This window comes from Tritonibacter mobilis (assembly GCF_001681715.1).
Taxonomy (GTDB): Bacteria; Pseudomonadota; Alphaproteobacteria; order Rhodobacterales; family Rhodobacteraceae; genus Epibacterium; species Epibacterium mobile.
The window spans coordinates 451,268-466,501 of the sequence record NZ_LNWY01000005.1; the positions used below are offsets into that span (position 1 = coordinate 451,268).

A 15,234-nucleotide genomic window follows, 5' to 3' on the forward strand; every position below is an offset into this window, starting at 1 on the left:
CTGCCAGCCGAAGAGGATAGAGGGAAATGAAGATCAGCATTGAACGCGCAACGCTTCTGAAGGCTGTGGCCCAAGCGCAGTCGGTGGTTGAGCGCCGCAACACCATTCCGATCCTCGCAAATGTCCTCATCGAGGCCGAGGGCAGTGATGTGATGTTCCGCGCCACCGACCTTGATATTGAGGTGGTCGACAAAGCGCCCGCTCAGGTAGAGCGTGCTGGTGCCACTACAGTTGCCGCCACCACCTTGCATGAGATTGTCCGCAAACTCCCCGATGGGGCGCTGGTGACGCTCAATGCGGATGCTGCGACCGGTCGCTTGACCGTCGAGGCCGGCCGGTCGAACTTCTCGCTGGCAACCCTGCCGCGCGAGGACTTTCCGGTGATGGCCACATCGGAGTATCACTCCAACTTCACCGCCAACGCTGCGGTGCTGCGAAGACTGTTTGATAAATCGAAGTTTGCCATCTCCACTGAGGAGACCCGCTACTATTTGAACGGTGTCTATATGCATGTGGCCACCGGCGAGAACGGTGGTAAAGCCCTGCGTTGTGTGGCGACCGATGGCCACCGTCTGGCGCGCATTGATGCGGACCTGCCGATAGGGGCCGAGGATATGCCCGGCGTCATCGTTCCGCGCAAAACCGTGGGCGAGCTGCGCAAGCTTCTGGATGATGATGAGATGGACATCGCTGTGTCTGTGTCGGAAACCAAGGTGAGGTTTGCGACGCCGAACATCACCCTGACCTCGAAGGTCATCGATGGTACCTTCCCTGACTACACTCGCGTTATTCCGGTCGGCAACACCCGCCGTCTTGAAGTGGATGCGAGCGAGTTTGCAAAGGCAGTGGACCGGGTTGCAACCGTGTCTTCGGAACGCTCTCGCGCCGTGAAGCTGCAACTGGATGAGGATCGTTTGGTCCTGTCGGTGAACGCACCAGACAGCGGTGCCGCAGAAGAAGAGCTTGCTGTAGCTTATAGCGACGAGCGGCTGGAGATTGGTTTTAACGCCAAATACCTCCTTGAGATCGCCAATCAGGTGGATCGTGAAAACGCCGTGTTTATGTTCAACTCCTCTGGCGATCCGACCTTGATGCGCGAAGGCAGCGACGAGAGCGCGGTCTATGTGGTCATGCCGATGCGCGTCTGACGCATCGTTGGAACGGGCCTGACGGCCCGGCCTCCGGCGGAGGTATTTTGGAAAAGATGAAGGCCCGTGCTGGCACTGACCTCCCTGTTCATGTCTCATTTCCGCTCGCATCTGCGGGCGGATTTGCATTTGGATGCACGCCCCGTCGCCATCCACGGCAACAATGGTGCGGGCAAAACCAATATCCTTGAGGCAGTGTCTCTGTTTTCGCCCGGACGTGGGATCAGGCGGGCGTCCGCTGCGGATATGGCGCGCCAACCGGAGGCTCTGGGCTGGAAGCTGAAGGGACTGTTGCAAACCACCGGTCCGACCTTTGAGGTTGAGACCTCATCAGAAGGTGGTAACGCCCGACAGGTAAAGATCGACAACAAAGCGGCCAGTCAGGTTGCCTTGGGGCGCATAGCGCGGGTGGTCTGGCTCATTCCGGCGATGGATCGGTTGTGGATCGAAGGGGCAGAGGGGCGGCGGCGGTTTCTGGACCGTATCGCGCTCAGCTTTGACCCCGATCATGCCGAGGCGACGCTGGCCTATGAAAAAGCGATGCGAGAACGCAACCGCCTGCTGAAGGACAATGTGCGCGATGCGGCATGGTATCGGGTGCTGGAAGGGCAGATGGCCGAAGCCGGATTTCGCATTCATCAGACCCGTGTAGATGCGGTGTCGCGGCTGACAGCCGCGCAAAAGGAAGCGGAAACCGCTTTTCCGGTGGCGGAGCTACAGCTCATTCAGGCTGAAGGTGAGATGCCCGAAAGTGCTGATGATCTCCGCGCTGCACTGGATGCGGGGCGTGCGCGGGATCTGGCGGTTGGGCGGACGTTGGTGGGGCCGCATCGCAGTGACCTGATGGGGGCGTATGCGGCCAAGGGCCTACCTGCCAAGGATTGCTCCACTGGTGAGCAGAAGGCGCTGTTGGTGTCGCTAATCCTTGCCAATGCGCGTGCCCTACAAGCCGAAGAAGGGTCCGTGCCAATCCTGCTGTTGGACGAGGTTGCGGCGCATCTTGACGGGAATCGGCGGGCGGCGCTCTATGATGAAATTTGCGCTTTGGGGACACAGGCGTGGATGACAGGAACCGGCCCTGAGTTGTTTCAGGAGCTCGGGGATCGCGCCCAGCATTTGGAAGTCGTTGACCAGAATGGTCTGAGTGAAGTGGTTCAAGAATGACATTAACGGCTTGGGATCTGGCGATCTATGCAGGCGCGGTATTCGTCCTGTTTCTGACGCCGGGTCCGGTTTGGCTCGCGCTTGTTGCACGCTCCATGTCAGGCGGATTTCACGCGGGCTGGCCGTTGGCGCTGGGCGTCGCAGTCGGAGACATGTTCTGGCCGCTCATCGCGGTGATCGGGGTCAGCTCCCTCTCGGCAGCATCCGAGCAGATTGCGCTGGTTTTGAAAGGTGTTGCCGTTCTTATGTTTCTGGTGATGGGGATCAGCACCATTCGCAGCGCTGGAACGCCTATTTCGGGCAACAATCGTTTGACCAAACCGGGCAGATGGGCGGGGTTATTAGCGGGCGTCATCGTGATCCTTGGCAATCCAAAGGCTGCGCTTTTCTACATGGGGATCTTGCCGGGCTTTTTTGACTTATCAGCGGTAACGCCAAGCGACATGGCCGCGATAATCGGTGTGTCCATGGTCGTTCCAATGCTTGGCAATGTGATTTTGGCTGGATTTGTGAGCAAGGTTCGAGTGCTCTTGTCCTCGCCCACGGCGTTGAGGCGGATGAACCTTGGCGCAGGCTACCTGCTGATTGCAGTGGCCTGCATCATTCCTTTCACGTGAGTAGCCACTGTTCCAGATAAGGAACAAGTGCCTCTGCCGGAGGCGGCAAATCGCCATGCTCCATGCAGAACCCCGTGGCCAGCACATGGTTTAAAAAGGCCTGTATCCCTTCGGCCAAAAATTCCGGATTGGCATCGCCGCGCAATGTGCCAGCGGCCTGCATCTGAGAGATCCACCCCGTGAACATCGAAATCTGGCGAAGGAAGCCTTGGGTAACGACCTCGTCTACCTCCGCGCCGGTGGTGCCGGAATAGCGCAGCAGCAGGTCAAAAATCATCCGGTCTTGGGAGATGAAATCCAATAATAGCGAGAGCCGTTGTGCGATCTCGGCAGGCGTTTTCGGGGCGGGAGCGGCGTCCATGTCCTCTATGTGACGCATCACCTGGGCCCCCAGAATCACCGCAAGTAATCCGTCTTTGTCGCCGAAATGGGAAAAGAATGTTCCCTTAGCGACGCCTGCACGGGCCACGACATCCTCAACCCGCAAGGCAGATACGCCATTGGCATCGATGAGGTCCTCGGCAACCGATAAGAGCTTTGCCCTTGTTTCCAATCGGCGTTTTTGTGGCGCACGGGTCATGAGCACATATCTCCTGCACAAAAATAATGACCTCGGTCAATATAATAATTGACCATGGTCAATTATTCGGTCTTTAAGTTGACCGAAGTCACATTTTGCTATGCGGAGCCTCTCATGTCCACGCGAAAGATCATCATTCTGAATGGCCATCCCGGTCAGACGTCACTCAATAAATCCCTCGCGGATCAATATCTGCAGGCGGCTGAAAAAGCCGGTCACGAGGTGCGCTATCACGACCTGTCGCAAATGCAGTTTGATATGGATTTTGGTCAAGGAGGCTATCAAAATACAAAACCACTTGAGGTTGATTTGCAGAACTTTGTGTCGGATTTGCAGTGGGCCGAACATCTGGTCCTCACCACGCCGCTGTGGTGGGGTGCGTTCCCGGCAAAACTCAAAGGGTTGTTTGATCGCGCGCTTTTGCCGGGACAGGCTTTTGATACCCGGAACACCTCTTCTTTGGGCTTGCCTGCTCCCATGCTGTCAGGAAAAACCGCGCGTGTCCTGATGACGTCAGATACACCGGCGTGGTTCCTGCGACTGTCTTACGGCAACGCGATCAAGAAAATCCTGTCGCGGCAAATCCTCGGTTTTGTCGGGATTAAACCGGTGCGTTACACCAGTTTCGCCCCAGCGTCAGAACCTAAGCCGGGGCAGGTGGAAAACTGGCAGAAAACAGTGACGGAACTTGGTCGAGCCGCTGCGTGATTCTGCCAAGAAAAAAGGGGGGTTGCGCGTGACATCCCCCCCCGGAACGCGTATAAAATCCGAAAGCAAGAATAGGATGACGTGAATGTCCGAAAACGAGCAAGCTCCGACAGAATATGGCGCAGATTCCATCAAAGTTCTCAAGGGGTTGGAGGCCGTGCGCAAACGGCCTGGCATGTACATCGGCGACACCGACGACGGCTCCGGTTTGCACCACATGGTCTATGAGGTCGTGGACAACGGTATCGACGAGGCGCTGGCGGGACATGCGGACCGTGTAACGGTCACAATCCACGCGGATTCCAGCGTTTCAGTAAGCGATAACGGACGCGGTATCCCGGTCGACATTCACGCTGAGGAAGGCGTCTCTGCGGCCGAGGTCATCATGACCCAGCTCCACGCGGGCGGGAAATTTGACAGCAATTCCTACAAGGTTTCTGGCGGTCTGCACGGGGTGGGCGTTTCGGTTGTGAACGCGCTCTCTGATTGGCTGGAACTACGTATCTGGCGCAGCGGCAAAGAACACGTGGCGCGTTTTGAACGCGGTGACACGGTGAAGCATTTGACCGTTGTGGGCGACTGCGGTGATCGCACGGGAACCGAAGTGCGCTTCCTTGCTTCGACCGACACGTTCTCTAACCTCGAATATTCCTTCGAGACGCTGGAAAAGCGTTTGCGGGAACTGGCTTTCCTGAACTCTGGCGTGCGTATTGTTGTTACGGACGAACGCCCGGCAGAGCGGCTTGAGAGTGAGCTGTTCTATGAGGGCGGCGTCAATGAGTTCGTCAAATATCTTGACCGCTCAAAGACGCCCGTGATGGACGCGCCGATCTACATTAAAGGCGAAAAAGACGACATCGGCATCGAGATCGCTATGTGGTGGAATGACAGCTACCACGAGACGGTGCTGCCTTTTACCAACAACATTCCCCAGCGCGACGGTGGTACCCATGTGGCGGGCTTCCGCGGTGCGCTGACCCGCACCATCAACAACTATGCACAATCCTCTGGGATTGCCAAAAAGGAAAAGGTCTCCTTCACTGGCGATGATGCGCGCGAAGGTTTGACCTGTGTGCTGTCGGTAAAAGTACCGGACCCGAAATTTTCCTCTCAGACCAAGGATAAGCTTGTCTCTTCCGAGGTACGCCCGGTGGTAGAGAGCCTAATGGGTGAAAAACTCGCCGAGTGGTTCGAAGAAAATCCCCAAGTGGCCAAGCAGGTCGTCGGCAAAATCATCGAGGCCGCACTGGCCCGAGAAGCAGCGCGCAAGGCCCGCGAACTCACCCGCCGCAAAACCGCGATGGACGTGAATTTCCTTGCAGGCAAGCTCAAGGATTGTTCCGAGAAAGACCCCTCAAAGACCGAAGTCTTCCTCGTCGAGGGTGACTCTGCGGGCGGCTCTGCGCAAACCGGACGCGATCGTCAGACACAGGCCATCCTGCCCCTGAAAGGTAAGATCCTCAACGTGGAGCGTGCCCGGTTTGACCGGATGCTTGGCAGCCAAGAGATTGGCAACCTTGTGATGGCGCTTGGCACCGGCATTGGGCGCGACGAGTTCAACATCGAGAAACTGCGCTACCACAAGATCGTCATCATGACCGACGCGGACGTCGATGGTGCGCACATCCGAACACTCCTCCTCACCTTCTTCTATCGCCAGATGCCGGAGCTGATTGAAGGGGGCTATCTCTATATCGCGCAGCCGCCGCTTTACAAAGTGAGCCGTGGCAAGTCCGAAGTCTACCTGAAGGATCAGGCGGCGATGGAGGAATACCTTATCAATCAAGGGGTTGATGGAGCTATTCTGCGCCTCGGAGATGGATCTGAGATCGCTGGTCAAGACCTGACCCGTGTGGTGGATGAGGCGCGCCGCCTAAATCGTCTGCTGGATGCGTTCCCGACCCATTATCCGCGTCACATCCTTGAGCAGGCCGCGATTGCAGGTGCCTTCGTGCCGGGTGCTGTGGACAGCGATCTGCAGGGCGTCGCCGATAAAGTTGCAACCCGCCTTGACCTGATTGCGCTGGAATATGAGCGCGGCTGGCAAGGGCGCATCACGCAGGATCATGGCATCCGTCTGGCACGTATCTTGCGCGGTGTGGAAGAGGTCCGCACGCTGGATGGGCCGATGCTGCGCTCTGGTGAAGCGCGCAAGACAGGCAGCTTCACCAAATCCTTGCAAGAGATTTATGGTGCACCGGCCGTGCTGCACCGCAAGGATCGCCAGCAAGCCATCTACGGACCGCTTGATCTGCTGAAGGCCATTCTGGAAGAAGGCGAAAAGGGCCTGACGTTGCAGCGTTACAAAGGTCTGGGCGAGATGAACCCGGATCAGCTGTGGGAAACCACATTGGACCCGGATGCCCGGACCCTGTTGCAAGTGCGCGTGGACGATATGATCGAAGCGGATGATCTCTTCACCAAACTGATGGGTGACGTGGTCGAGCCGCGCCGAGAGTTCATTCAGAAAAACGCGCTGAGCGTGGAAAATCTGGACTTCTAAAGCAGCCCTTCGGAGCGAAAGGACAACTCGTCCGAGGCCCCGATGATCAAGTGGTCATGTAAGGTGATGCCAAGCGCGTCCAGTGCGGCCTCTACCTTGCGGGTCATAGCAATATCTGCCTGCGAGGGCGTGGGGTCGCCTGAAGGGTGATTGTGCACTAAAATCAGGGCGCTGGAATTGAGTTCCAGCGCCCGTTTTGCAACCTCGCGCGGATATACAGGCACATGATCGACCGTGCCGCGTCCTTGTTCTTCATCCGCGATCAGGACGTTTTTACGATCCAGATAGAGCACTCGGAACTGCTCGGTTTCGCGATGGGCCATAGCAGTGTGGCAATAATCCAAAAGCGCGTCCCAGCTTGCTATCACTTGCCGCTGCATCACCTTTGCGCGTGCCATGCGCTGCGCGGTAGCCTCGAGGATCTTGAGATCGCAGATCACCGCCTGACCGATGCCCTGTACCTCTGATAACCGTTCTGGCGAAGCGGATAGCACGCGATTAAAGTCGCCAAACTGTGTCAGCAACTGATGCGCCAAGGGTTTGACATCTCTGCGTGGGATGGAGCGAAACAGGATCAACTCAAGGAGTTCATAGTCAGGCAATGCTGCTGCCCCCCCGCTCATGAAGCGGGCGCGCAGGCGGGCGCGATGATCCTTGATGTAGGACGGCAGACGACCCTGTGGCGCTGGAAGGGCAGGGGCTTCATCACTATCCCCAGCCCGCTCCCCAAAGAGGGGCAGCATCTGTTCCTCAAAGCGGCCCGATTTTCCCATATCGCCATCGTGCCGCCATTTTGGTTATCGAGGCGTTAATATGCGGGGCGCGGATCGTGAGGCTAGCAAAAAGAAAAACGCCCCGAAGGGCGTTTTGCAGGTTGAGACGGGCCCGAAGGCCCGTCGGTTGGGCCCAGATCAGCCCTTCATGCCGTCCCAGAAGCTTTTGACCGAGGAGAAGAAGCTGCGGGTTTCAGGGTTGGTGTTTTCCTCTGAAATCTCGTCAAACTCCTTCAGGATCTCCTTCTGGCGAGGGGTCAGGTTAACCGGGGTTTCCACAGCAAGCTCGATGAACATGTCTCCGGTTCCCCCGCCCCGTAGTGCGGGCATGCCTTTGCCTCGCAAACGCATCTGGCGTCCAGACTGGCTGCCTTCTGGGATCTGTACACGGCCTCGTCCCCCGTCGATGGTGGGAACCTCTATGGCACCGCCCAGCGCTGCTTTGGCCATGGAAACCGGCACGCGGCAGTGGAGATTGTTGCCTTCACGCTCAAACAGCTCGTGGCGCGCGACCTCAATAAAGATATAAAGATCGCCCGGAGGGCCACCGCGCAGGCCTGCTTCACCTTCACCGGCAAGGCGGATGCGCGTGCCGGTTTCCACACCTGCCGGGATGTTCACGGAAAGCGAACGATCCTTTTCAACCCGGCCGTGACCATGGCAGGTCTTGCACGGGTTTTTGATCATCTGACCGAGGCCGGAGCATGTCGGACAGGTGCGTTCAACTGTGAAAAAGCCCTGCTGTGCGCGCACTTTACCCATGCCCGAACAGGTCGGGCATGTCGTCGGCTCTGCGCCGCCCTCAGCACCGGTGCCGTCACAGGACGTACAGCTGACCGAAGTCGGCACGTTGATGGTCTTGTGCAGCCCGGCAAACGCCTCCTCTAGGGAGAGGCGCAGGTTGTAGCGCAGATCTGCACCGCGGGTTGCCCGTTGCCGTGCTCCGCCGCGGCCACCGCCACCACCCATGAAGTCGCCAAAGAGATCATCGAAGACATCGGAGAAGGCAGAGGAGAAATCTCCTCCGGGATGCCCACCTGCGCGACCGCCGCCACCACCCATGCCGTTTTCAAATGCGGCATGACCATAGCGATCATAGGCGGCCTTGCGCTCTGGATCTTTTAGAACGTCATAGGCTTCATTGGCTTCTTTGAACTGTGCTTCTGCATCTGGATTGTCCGCATTGCGGTCCGGGTGCAGTTCCTTGGCTTTCTTGCGAAAGCCTTTCTTGATTTCGTCGGCGCTTGCCCCCTTAGAGACACCGAGCACCTCGTAATAGTCACGTTTTGACATCGGAATATCCCTTCTGCCTCAACGAAAGAGGGCCGGTCCGGGGTCGGACCGGCCCATCTTTGGCCAAGGTGCAGCCTTAGCGCTTGTTGTCGTCCAGATCCTCAAACTCGGCATCGACGATGTCGTCGTCGGACCCTGCAGAGGAACCTTCGTCAGCGGCGGTCGGCTCGTCAGAGTCGCCGTCTTCGGCCTGAGCCTTATAGATGGCTTCGCCAAGACGCATAGCAGCCTCGGTGACGTTCTGGATGCCGGATTTGATTTTCTCGGCATTGGCCTTATCGCCCTCGAGGTCGTCCTTGAGCGCGGCAATGGCCAGTTCGATCGCCTCAATCGTGGAGGGGTCAACCTTGTCGCCGTGATCTTCGATCGATTTCTCGGTCGAGTGGATCAGGCTTTCGGCCTGGTTGCGTGCTTCAATGAGCTCACGACGTTCCTTGTCCGCCTCGGCATTGTCCTCGGCGTCCTTGACCATCTTTTCGATGTCCTCGTCAGAGAGACCGCCGGATGCCTGAATGGTGATGTTCTGCTCTTTGCCAGTGCCTTTGTCCTTGGCAGAGACCGAGACGATACCATTGGCGTCGATGTCGAAGGTCACCTCGATCTGTGGCATGCCACGCGGTGCGGGCGGGATGTCTTCGAGATTGAACTGACCGAGCATCTTGTTGTCGGCCGCCATCTCGCGCTCACCCTGGAACACGCGAATGGTCACAGCATTCTGGTTGTCTTCGGCAGTGGAGAAGACCTGCGACTTTTTCGTCGGGATGGTGGTGTTGCGGTCGATCAGACGGGTGAAGACACCGCCGAGGGTCTCAATGCCCAGGGACAGTGGGGTCACGTCGAGAAGAACAACATCCTTCACGTCGCCTTGCAGAACACCGGCCTGAATGGCGGCACCCATGGCAACCACTTCGTCAGGGTTCACACCCTTGTGCGGCTCCTTGCCGAAGAATTTGGTCACCTCTTCGATGACTTTCGGCATGCGGGTCATACCACCGACCAGAACAACCTCGTCGATGTCGGACGCGGACAGGCCAGCATCCTTCAGCGCGGCGGCGCAAGGCTTCATGGAGTTCTTGATCAGGTCGCCAACGAGGGTCTCCAGCTTCGCGCGGGTCAGCTTCATCACCATGTGAAGCGGCTGGCCGGTCGAAGAATCCATCGAGATGAACGGCTGGTTGATCTCGGTCTGGCTGGAGGAGGACAGCTCGATCTTGGCTTTTTCGGCGGCCTCTTTCAGACGCTGCAGCGCCATCTTGTCTTTAGTCAGATCAACGCCGTGCTCTTTTTTGAACTCATCCGCGAGGTAGTTCACGATGCGCATGTCGAAGTCTTCACCGCCGAGGAACGTGTCACCGTTGGTGGATTTCACTTCAAACAGGCCATCGTCGATCTCGAGGATGGTAACGTCAAAGGTACCGCCACCAAGGTCATAGACTGCGATGGTCTGAGTTTCGGCTTTGTCGAGACCATAGGCAAGCGCAGCCGCGGTCGGCTCGTTGATGATGCGCAGCACTTCGAGGCCAGCAATCTTGCCGGCGTCTTTGGTGGCCTGACGCTGGGCGTCGTTAAAATACGCTGGAACGGTGATGACCGCCTGCGTCACTTCTTCACCAAGATAGCTCTCGGCGGTTTCTTTCATCTTACCGAGGATGAAAGCGGAAATCTGGGAGGGGGAGTACTTCTCGGATTTGGCTTCTACCCAAGCGTCTCCGTTACCGCCGTCGATCACGTTGAACGGCAGGTTCTTTTTGTCTTTGGCGAGGTCGCTGTCGTCGAACCGGCGGCCAATCAGGCGCTTCACACCAAAAATGGTGTTGTCCGGGTTGGTCACGGCCTGACGTTTTGCAGGCTGGCCAACAAGGCGCTCTTCATCGGTGAAGGCGACGATGGAGGGGGTGGTGCGTGCACCTTCTGCGTTCTCAATCACGCGGGGTTGAGAGCCGTCCATGATGGCGACGCAGGAGTTGGTGGTACCGAGGTCAATCCCGATCACTTTGCTCATTGTGTTCGATCCCTTTTACTTCACAAGGCGATTACCCGAAGCCGAAACCCGTTTTGGCATTCCGGCCCCGATTCAGTTGCGATAGGGTCTGCACCCGACCGCTTCCCGGCGTATATAGGGAGCGAAAATCACCCCTGCAACCGCGCGATTGCCCAGTCATAGGCAATTGTGGGCGGTTTTGCGACAAACAGAGTGAAGATTGGGTAAATGGCACGGCTCAAGGTGCGCGGATTCGAAATTCACAAGGGTTTTCTCGCCGCCGAAGCGCAGCGGGAGTTGATTCAGGCGTTGCGCCCGGTGTTGCGTGCAGCGCCATTGTTTTCGCCAGAAGTCCCCGGGGGCGGTCAGATGTCGGTTCGCATGACCTCTGCTGGTACCTATGGGTGGTTCAGCGACAAAAGCGGGTATCGGTACGCAGATCGCCACCCTTCGGGGCAGGCATGGCCGGAGATTCCGGCCGAAGTCCTGAAAATCTGGGCTAAGCTCATTGACCGGGATCGAATGCCGGATTGCTGTCTGTTCAACTATTATGGCGAAGGCGCTCGCATGGGCCTGCATCAGGACAAAGACGAAGCGGATTTTTCCTATCCGGTGGTGTCGATATCTTTGGGTGATGACGGCTTGCTGCGTGTTGGGGGCACGTCACGCAAAGAGAAGACGGAATCGATCTGGCTCAACTCTGGCGACGTTGTGGTAATGGGAGGGGATGCGCGTCTGGCCTATCATGGGGTGGATCGCATTCGGTTTCGCTCCTCCCGGCTATTGCCGAAAGGCGGTCGCGTGAACCTCACACTGAGAGTTGTGACCTGAGCGGCAAGGCGCGTATATCAGCGCTTTGCACCCCAACTGAGCGACACCGAGCGACGTGTGTAAAATTCGCCCATAAGCCCCAGCACAAGGAAGATAAGTGTGAGCCACACAGTATATTCCCACCATGTGACGTGAGGGTTGTAGTTGATAAAAATATAGCCACGCGCCTGATCGATCGTGTGGAACAGCGGATTCCAGATGAACATTGGCAACATGTATCCGGGGAGCGTGTTTGCCAAAACCATTTTGCCTGAAAACAACATGTTAGAGCGCTGATAGATCGTGGAGATGATCCCAATTGCACCCGGCAGCCAGGGTTTCAATACATAAAGAACCAGCCCGATTGCCGCGCCAGAGGCCCATGACAGGAGCATCATTCCAAACGCCGGAATGGGCTCCTCGATATGGATCGGGGTAAAGGCCACGTGATAGGCAAACAGAATAATCAGCATCGACAACACCTGTAGATACAGCGCCCCAAGCGCAGCCGACAGGATGGCGATCGTGGTGTTCATCGGGGCGTGCTGCATCATCGGGCTTGATGCCCCTTCGGCCCCCACGACCGCACCCACTGTTTTGGTATGGGTCATGAACAGGAATACGCCAGACATCATGTAAAGGAGGAAGTCGCCGCGGATCGCAGCGCCTTTGATGCCCATCACAGTGAACATGAAGTAGAAGAACATCACAAACATCACCGACTGGACGATATTTGTGCCGAGGGCCATGAATGCGTTGTTATGTTTCGACCGGACACTCCTCACCACCGAGTGAAAGACAACTTCACTCAGCGTGATGGCGCGTGAAAGCGACGATTTATCGGTACGATAACGAAACATGGCCTCAGGATTCAGCAGTATGTGGCTTATTCTCGCATGGATTTCTTGCTGATCCATTGCGAAGTAAGCATAAGAAGCACAAATCTTTGTGGCAATATGTGGGTCTTCGGGAGGTCTTCGAGTGAATTATGACGATCTGGTTGTGGTGATGCGGCGTCTGGCACTGGAGGCCGGAGACAAGATCATGGAGATCTACAATGCGGATGACTTCGAGGTAAAACAGAAGTCCGACGACAGCCCGGTGACTGCCGCCGATGAGGCCGCCGATGCCTTGATCTCCGCAGGCTTGCGGGCGGCATTTCCGGGTGTGTTACTGGTGACTGAGGAACAGGCAGAGTCTCACAGCGCCAAGGGCGACACTTTCCTGATCGTCGATCCGTTGGATGGCACCAAAGAATTCATCAATCGGCGCGGTGATTTTACCGTCAATATCGCTTACGTCGAAGCAGGTGTGCCGACCCGTGGCGTGGTCTATGCGCCCGCGCGCGAACGGATGTTCTACACGCTCGCAGATGGCTCTTCTGTCGAGGAAAAAGGCCCCTTTGCAAAAGATGTTGCTGGTGAGACCGTCGCCCTTCGCGTTGCCGACAGTGATAACAACGCATTGCTGGTCGTTGCGTCGAAATCTCATCGTGATCAGGTGACGGACGATTACATCAACAAATACAATGTCAAAGACACCCGCAGTGCCGGCTCGTCTCTCAAGTTTTGCCTTGTGGCTACCGGTGAGGCGGATCTCTACCCACGGGTTGGTCGCACGATGGAGTGGGACACTGCAGCCGGTCACGCCGTTTTGAATGGGGCCGGTGGTACGGTGGTGCGTTTTGATGACCACAGCCCGCTGCGTTACGGCAAAGAAGGTTTCGCAAACCCGTTCTTCATCGCTCATGCGCCCGCCGTCGAGTTAAAAGAGGCATAAATGTCCGTCCTGATTGTGATCCCGGCGCGCTATGCGTCCACCCGTTACCCGGGTAAACCGCTCGCGGAACTCACTGGTGCAACCGGCAAAACGCGCACCTTGATTGAACGCTCTTGGCGCGCAGCCTGTGATGTTGACGGCGTGGACCGCGTGGTGGTCGCGACGGACGACGACCGCATTAAGGAGGCCGCTGAAGGGTTCGGGGCGGAGGTGGTTATGACCTCAACTGAGTGCGCCAATGGGACCGAACGCTGTGCAGAAGCGCATGCGGCATTGGGCGGAAACTTTGAGGTGGTCGTGAACCTGCAGGGTGACGCACCGCTGACGCCGCCATGGTTCATCGAGGACTTAGTAAACGGGTTGAAAGCTGCACCTGATATGGGGCTCGCCACACCTGTACTGCGGTGCGATGGCGCGACGCTCAACAGTTTGCTGCAGGATCGCCGAGAGGGGCGGGTTGGCGGCACCACTGCGGTTTTTGCCGCAGATCACAGCGCACTTTACTTCTCTAAGGAGGTAATCCCTTACCAGTCAGGTGCTTATGAGGATGCCGACGACACCCCTGTGTTCCATCATGTCGGCGTTTATGCCTACCGCCCGGATGCGCTTGCGGCTTATCCGGATTGGCCGGTGGGGCCGCTGGAAACACTTGAGGGGCTAGAACAGCTGCGCTTTCTTGAGAACGGGCGCAAGATCCTGTGTGTGGTTGTTGAGGCACGGGGGCGCGAGTTCTGGGAACTCAACAACCCACAAGACATGCCGAAAATTGAATCAATGATGCTAAAGATGGGGCTGGAATAGGCGAATTTGCGCAAAACTGGTTTAAATAACCGGTGCTGGCCTGAAACTTATGACGCAGTTTGGGGTTCACCCTTCAGTCGTCATGAAACTGTGGTTGAAGGGGTGACGTCTGTCGGTCCGGGTCAACTTCGATAAAAATTGAGAGTTTGAATGCCTAGAAAAGTAACAAAAGCTATTTTCCCCGTGGCGGGCCTCGGCACGCGCTTCCTTCCGGCAACAAAATCGGTGCCAAAGGAGATTATGACTCTCGTTGACCGACCGCTGGTGCAATACGCAATCGATGAGGCGCGTGCTGCTGGCATCAAGGAATTTATCTTTGTCACCTCGCGCGGCAAGGGCGCTCTCGAAGACTATTTTGACCACGCACCTGTTCTGGAGCAGGAACTTCGCAAAAAGGGCAAGGATGAGCTGCTCGAAGTTCTTAAATCTACCAACATGGATTCTGGTGCGATCGCCTATATCCGCCAGCACAAGGCGCTTGGTTTGGGGCACGCAGTATGGTGTGCCCGTCGCTTGATCGGAGATGAGCCTTTTGCTGTAATGCTGCCCGACGATGTGATTGCTGCAGAAAAACCCTGTTTGCAGCAGATGGTTGAGGCTTACGAGGAAACTGGCGGCAACATGGTTGCGGCGATGGAAGTCGCGCCGGAGAAAACCTCATCATACGGTATTCTGGACGTCAAAGACAGCAACGACGCTGTGGTTTCGGTGAACGGGATGGTCGAAAAACCCAAGAGCGCAGACGCGCCCTCAAATCTTGCGGTGATCGGGCGTTACATCCTGTCACCTTCGGTGCTGAATAACCTCAACAAGCGCAAACAGGGTGCCGGTGGTGAAATTCAGCTGACCGATGCAATCGCCGAGGATATTGCGCGCGACGTTCCGGTCTATGGCTATCGCTTTAATGGGCGCCGTTTTGACTGCGGTTCGAAATCCGGGTTCCTGCAGGCGACGGTTGCCTTTGCACTGGAGCGCGAAGAACTGCGTGATGACCTGATGGAGTATATCTCCACTGTGGTACCTTCACGCAGCGCTGCGGAATAAGTGGCGCTTCACTCCCCGAATTTAGGCCCGCCC

The 15,234-nt window shown here is 57.0% G+C and carries 14 protein-coding genes; 9 read left to right on the plus strand and 5 right to left on the minus strand.

Going from position 1 to position 15,234, the window contains the following annotated elements:
• Nucleotides 1-26: 26 nt before the first annotated feature.
• From dnaN to UB90_RS06265, 3 genes are all read left to right on the plus strand, one after another.
• Complete coding sequence (gene dnaN, locus UB90_RS06255) at nucleotides 27-1,148, plus strand: DNA polymerase III subunit beta (RefSeq protein WP_065325486.1); 1,122 nt, start codon at nucleotides 27-29, stop codon at nucleotides 1,146-1,148.
• A gap of 66 nt (nucleotides 1,149-1,214) precedes the next feature.
• A complete protein-coding gene (gene recF / locus UB90_RS06260) occupies nucleotides 1,215-2,312 on the plus strand; it encodes a DNA replication/repair protein RecF (protein WP_065325485.1) in 1,098 nt (365 codons plus the stop codon).
• Nucleotides 2,309-2,929 carry a LysE family translocator gene (locus tag UB90_RS06265; RefSeq protein WP_065325484.1) on the plus strand — a complete coding sequence of 207 codons (621 nt, stop codon included), beginning with the start codon at nucleotides 2,309-2,311 and terminating at the stop codon, nucleotides 2,927-2,929. Before recF ends, UB90_RS06265 begins: the two co-directional genes overlap by 4 nt.
• On the opposite strand, the gene UB90_RS06270 is transcribed toward UB90_RS06265, so the two are convergent.
• The gene (locus tag UB90_RS06270; protein WP_065325483.1) at nucleotides 2,922-3,509 is read right to left on the minus strand and encodes a TetR/AcrR family transcriptional regulator; all 588 of its coding nucleotides are present in this window, start codon (nucleotides 3,507-3,509) and stop codon (nucleotides 2,922-2,924) included. The genes UB90_RS06265 and UB90_RS06270 overlap by 8 nt on opposite strands.
• A gap of 114 nt (nucleotides 3,510-3,623) precedes the next feature.
• Between UB90_RS06270 and UB90_RS06275 the strand changes: the two genes are divergently transcribed.
• On the plus strand, nucleotides 3,624-4,217 hold the full coding sequence (locus UB90_RS06275) for an NAD(P)H-dependent oxidoreductase (protein ID WP_065325621.1): 594 nt from the start codon (nucleotides 3,624-3,626) through the stop codon (nucleotides 4,215-4,217).
• An 85-nt stretch (nucleotides 4,218-4,302) separates the two neighbouring features.
• Nucleotides 4,303-6,720, plus strand: a complete 2,418-nt coding sequence (gyrB, locus tag UB90_RS06280; protein WP_065325482.1) for a DNA topoisomerase (ATP-hydrolyzing) subunit B — start codon at nucleotides 4,303-4,305, stop codon at nucleotides 6,718-6,720.
• Here the strand turns inward: gyrB and radC are convergent.
• From radC to dnaK, 3 genes are all read right to left on the minus strand, one after another.
• Nucleotides 6,717-7,493 (minus strand): RadC family protein, encoded by a 777-nt coding sequence (gene radC, locus UB90_RS06285; RefSeq protein WP_065325481.1) that lies wholly within the window; start codon nucleotides 7,491-7,493, stop codon nucleotides 6,717-6,719. The two genes, gyrB and radC, sit on opposite strands and share 4 nt — an antisense overlap.
• A 138-nt stretch (nucleotides 7,494-7,631) precedes the next feature.
• Nucleotides 7,632-8,786, minus strand: a complete 1,155-nt coding sequence (gene dnaJ / locus UB90_RS06290) for a molecular chaperone DnaJ (protein WP_065325480.1) — start codon at nucleotides 8,784-8,786, stop codon at nucleotides 7,632-7,634.
• A gap of 76 nt (nucleotides 8,787-8,862) precedes the next feature.
• Nucleotides 8,863-10,788 carry a molecular chaperone DnaK gene (gene dnaK / locus UB90_RS06295; protein WP_009177440.1) on the minus strand — a complete coding sequence of 642 codons (1,926 nt, stop codon included), beginning with the start codon at nucleotides 10,786-10,788 and terminating at the stop codon, nucleotides 8,863-8,865.
• A gap of 207 nt (nucleotides 10,789-10,995) precedes the next feature.
• Between dnaK and UB90_RS06300 the strand changes: the two genes are divergently transcribed.
• Nucleotides 10,996-11,598, plus strand: a complete 603-nt coding sequence (locus UB90_RS06300; protein WP_065325479.1) for an alpha-ketoglutarate-dependent dioxygenase AlkB family protein — start codon at nucleotides 10,996-10,998, stop codon at nucleotides 11,596-11,598.
• A gap of 17 nt (nucleotides 11,599-11,615) precedes the next feature.
• On the opposite strand, the gene UB90_RS06305 is transcribed toward UB90_RS06300, so the two are convergent.
• Nucleotides 11,616-12,437, minus strand: a complete 822-nt coding sequence (locus UB90_RS06305; RefSeq protein WP_065325478.1) for an ABC transporter permease — start codon at nucleotides 12,435-12,437, stop codon at nucleotides 11,616-11,618.
• A 121-nt stretch (nucleotides 12,438-12,558) separates the two neighbouring features.
• Between UB90_RS06305 and cysQ the strand changes: the two genes are divergently transcribed.
• From cysQ to galU, 3 genes are all read left to right on the plus strand, one after another.
• A complete protein-coding gene (gene cysQ / locus UB90_RS06310) occupies nucleotides 12,559-13,356 on the plus strand; it encodes a 3'(2'),5'-bisphosphate nucleotidase CysQ (protein ID WP_065325477.1) in 798 nt (265 codons plus the stop codon).
• Nucleotides 13,357-14,157: a 3-deoxy-manno-octulosonate cytidylyltransferase gene (locus UB90_RS06315; protein ID WP_065325476.1), complete on the plus strand. Its 801-nt coding sequence runs from the start codon at nucleotides 13,357-13,359 to the stop codon at nucleotides 14,155-14,157. It abuts the gene before it with no gap.
• Nucleotides 14,158-14,307: 150 nt separating this feature from the next.
• Nucleotides 14,308-15,201, plus strand: coding sequence for a UTP--glucose-1-phosphate uridylyltransferase GalU (gene galU / locus UB90_RS06320; RefSeq protein WP_009177675.1), 894 nt, complete (start codon nucleotides 14,308-14,310; stop codon nucleotides 15,199-15,201).
• Nucleotides 15,202-15,234 lie beyond the last annotated feature (33 nt).

Coding starts and splice junctions, on each gene's coding strand:
- UB90_RS06300 (WP_065325479.1), top strand. CDS start 10,996: ATGGCACGGCTCAAGGTGCGCGGATTCGAAATTCACAAGGGTTTTCTC.
- dnaJ (WP_065325480.1), bottom strand. CDS start 8,786: ATGTCAAAACGTGACTATTACGAGGTGCTCGGTGTCTCTAAGGGGGCA.
- UB90_RS06270 (WP_065325483.1), bottom strand. CDS start 3,509: ATGACCCGTGCGCCACAAAAACGCCGATTGGAAACAAGGGCAAAGCTC.
- dnaN (WP_065325486.1), top strand. CDS start 27: ATGAAGATCAGCATTGAACGCGCAACGCTTCTGAAGGCTGTGGCCCAA.
- UB90_RS06275 (WP_065325621.1), top strand. CDS start 3,624: ATGTCCACGCGAAAGATCATCATTCTGAATGGCCATCCCGGTCAGACG.
- gyrB (WP_065325482.1), top strand. CDS start 4,303: ATGTCCGAAAACGAGCAAGCTCCGACAGAATATGGCGCAGATTCCATC.
- galU (WP_009177675.1), top strand. CDS start 14,308: ATGCCTAGAAAAGTAACAAAAGCTATTTTCCCCGTGGCGGGCCTCGGC.
- UB90_RS06315 (WP_065325476.1), top strand. CDS start 13,357: ATGTCCGTCCTGATTGTGATCCCGGCGCGCTATGCGTCCACCCGTTAC.
- dnaK (WP_009177440.1), bottom strand. CDS start 10,788: ATGAGCAAAGTGATCGGGATTGACCTCGGTACCACCAACTCCTGCGTC.
- UB90_RS06305 (WP_065325478.1), bottom strand. CDS start 12,437: ATGTTTCGTTATCGTACCGATAAATCGTCGCTTTCACGCGCCATCACG.
- UB90_RS06265 (WP_065325484.1), top strand. CDS start 2,309: ATGACATTAACGGCTTGGGATCTGGCGATCTATGCAGGCGCGGTATTC.
- radC (WP_065325481.1), bottom strand. CDS start 7,493: ATGGGAAAATCGGGCCGCTTTGAGGAACAGATGCTGCCCCTCTTTGGG.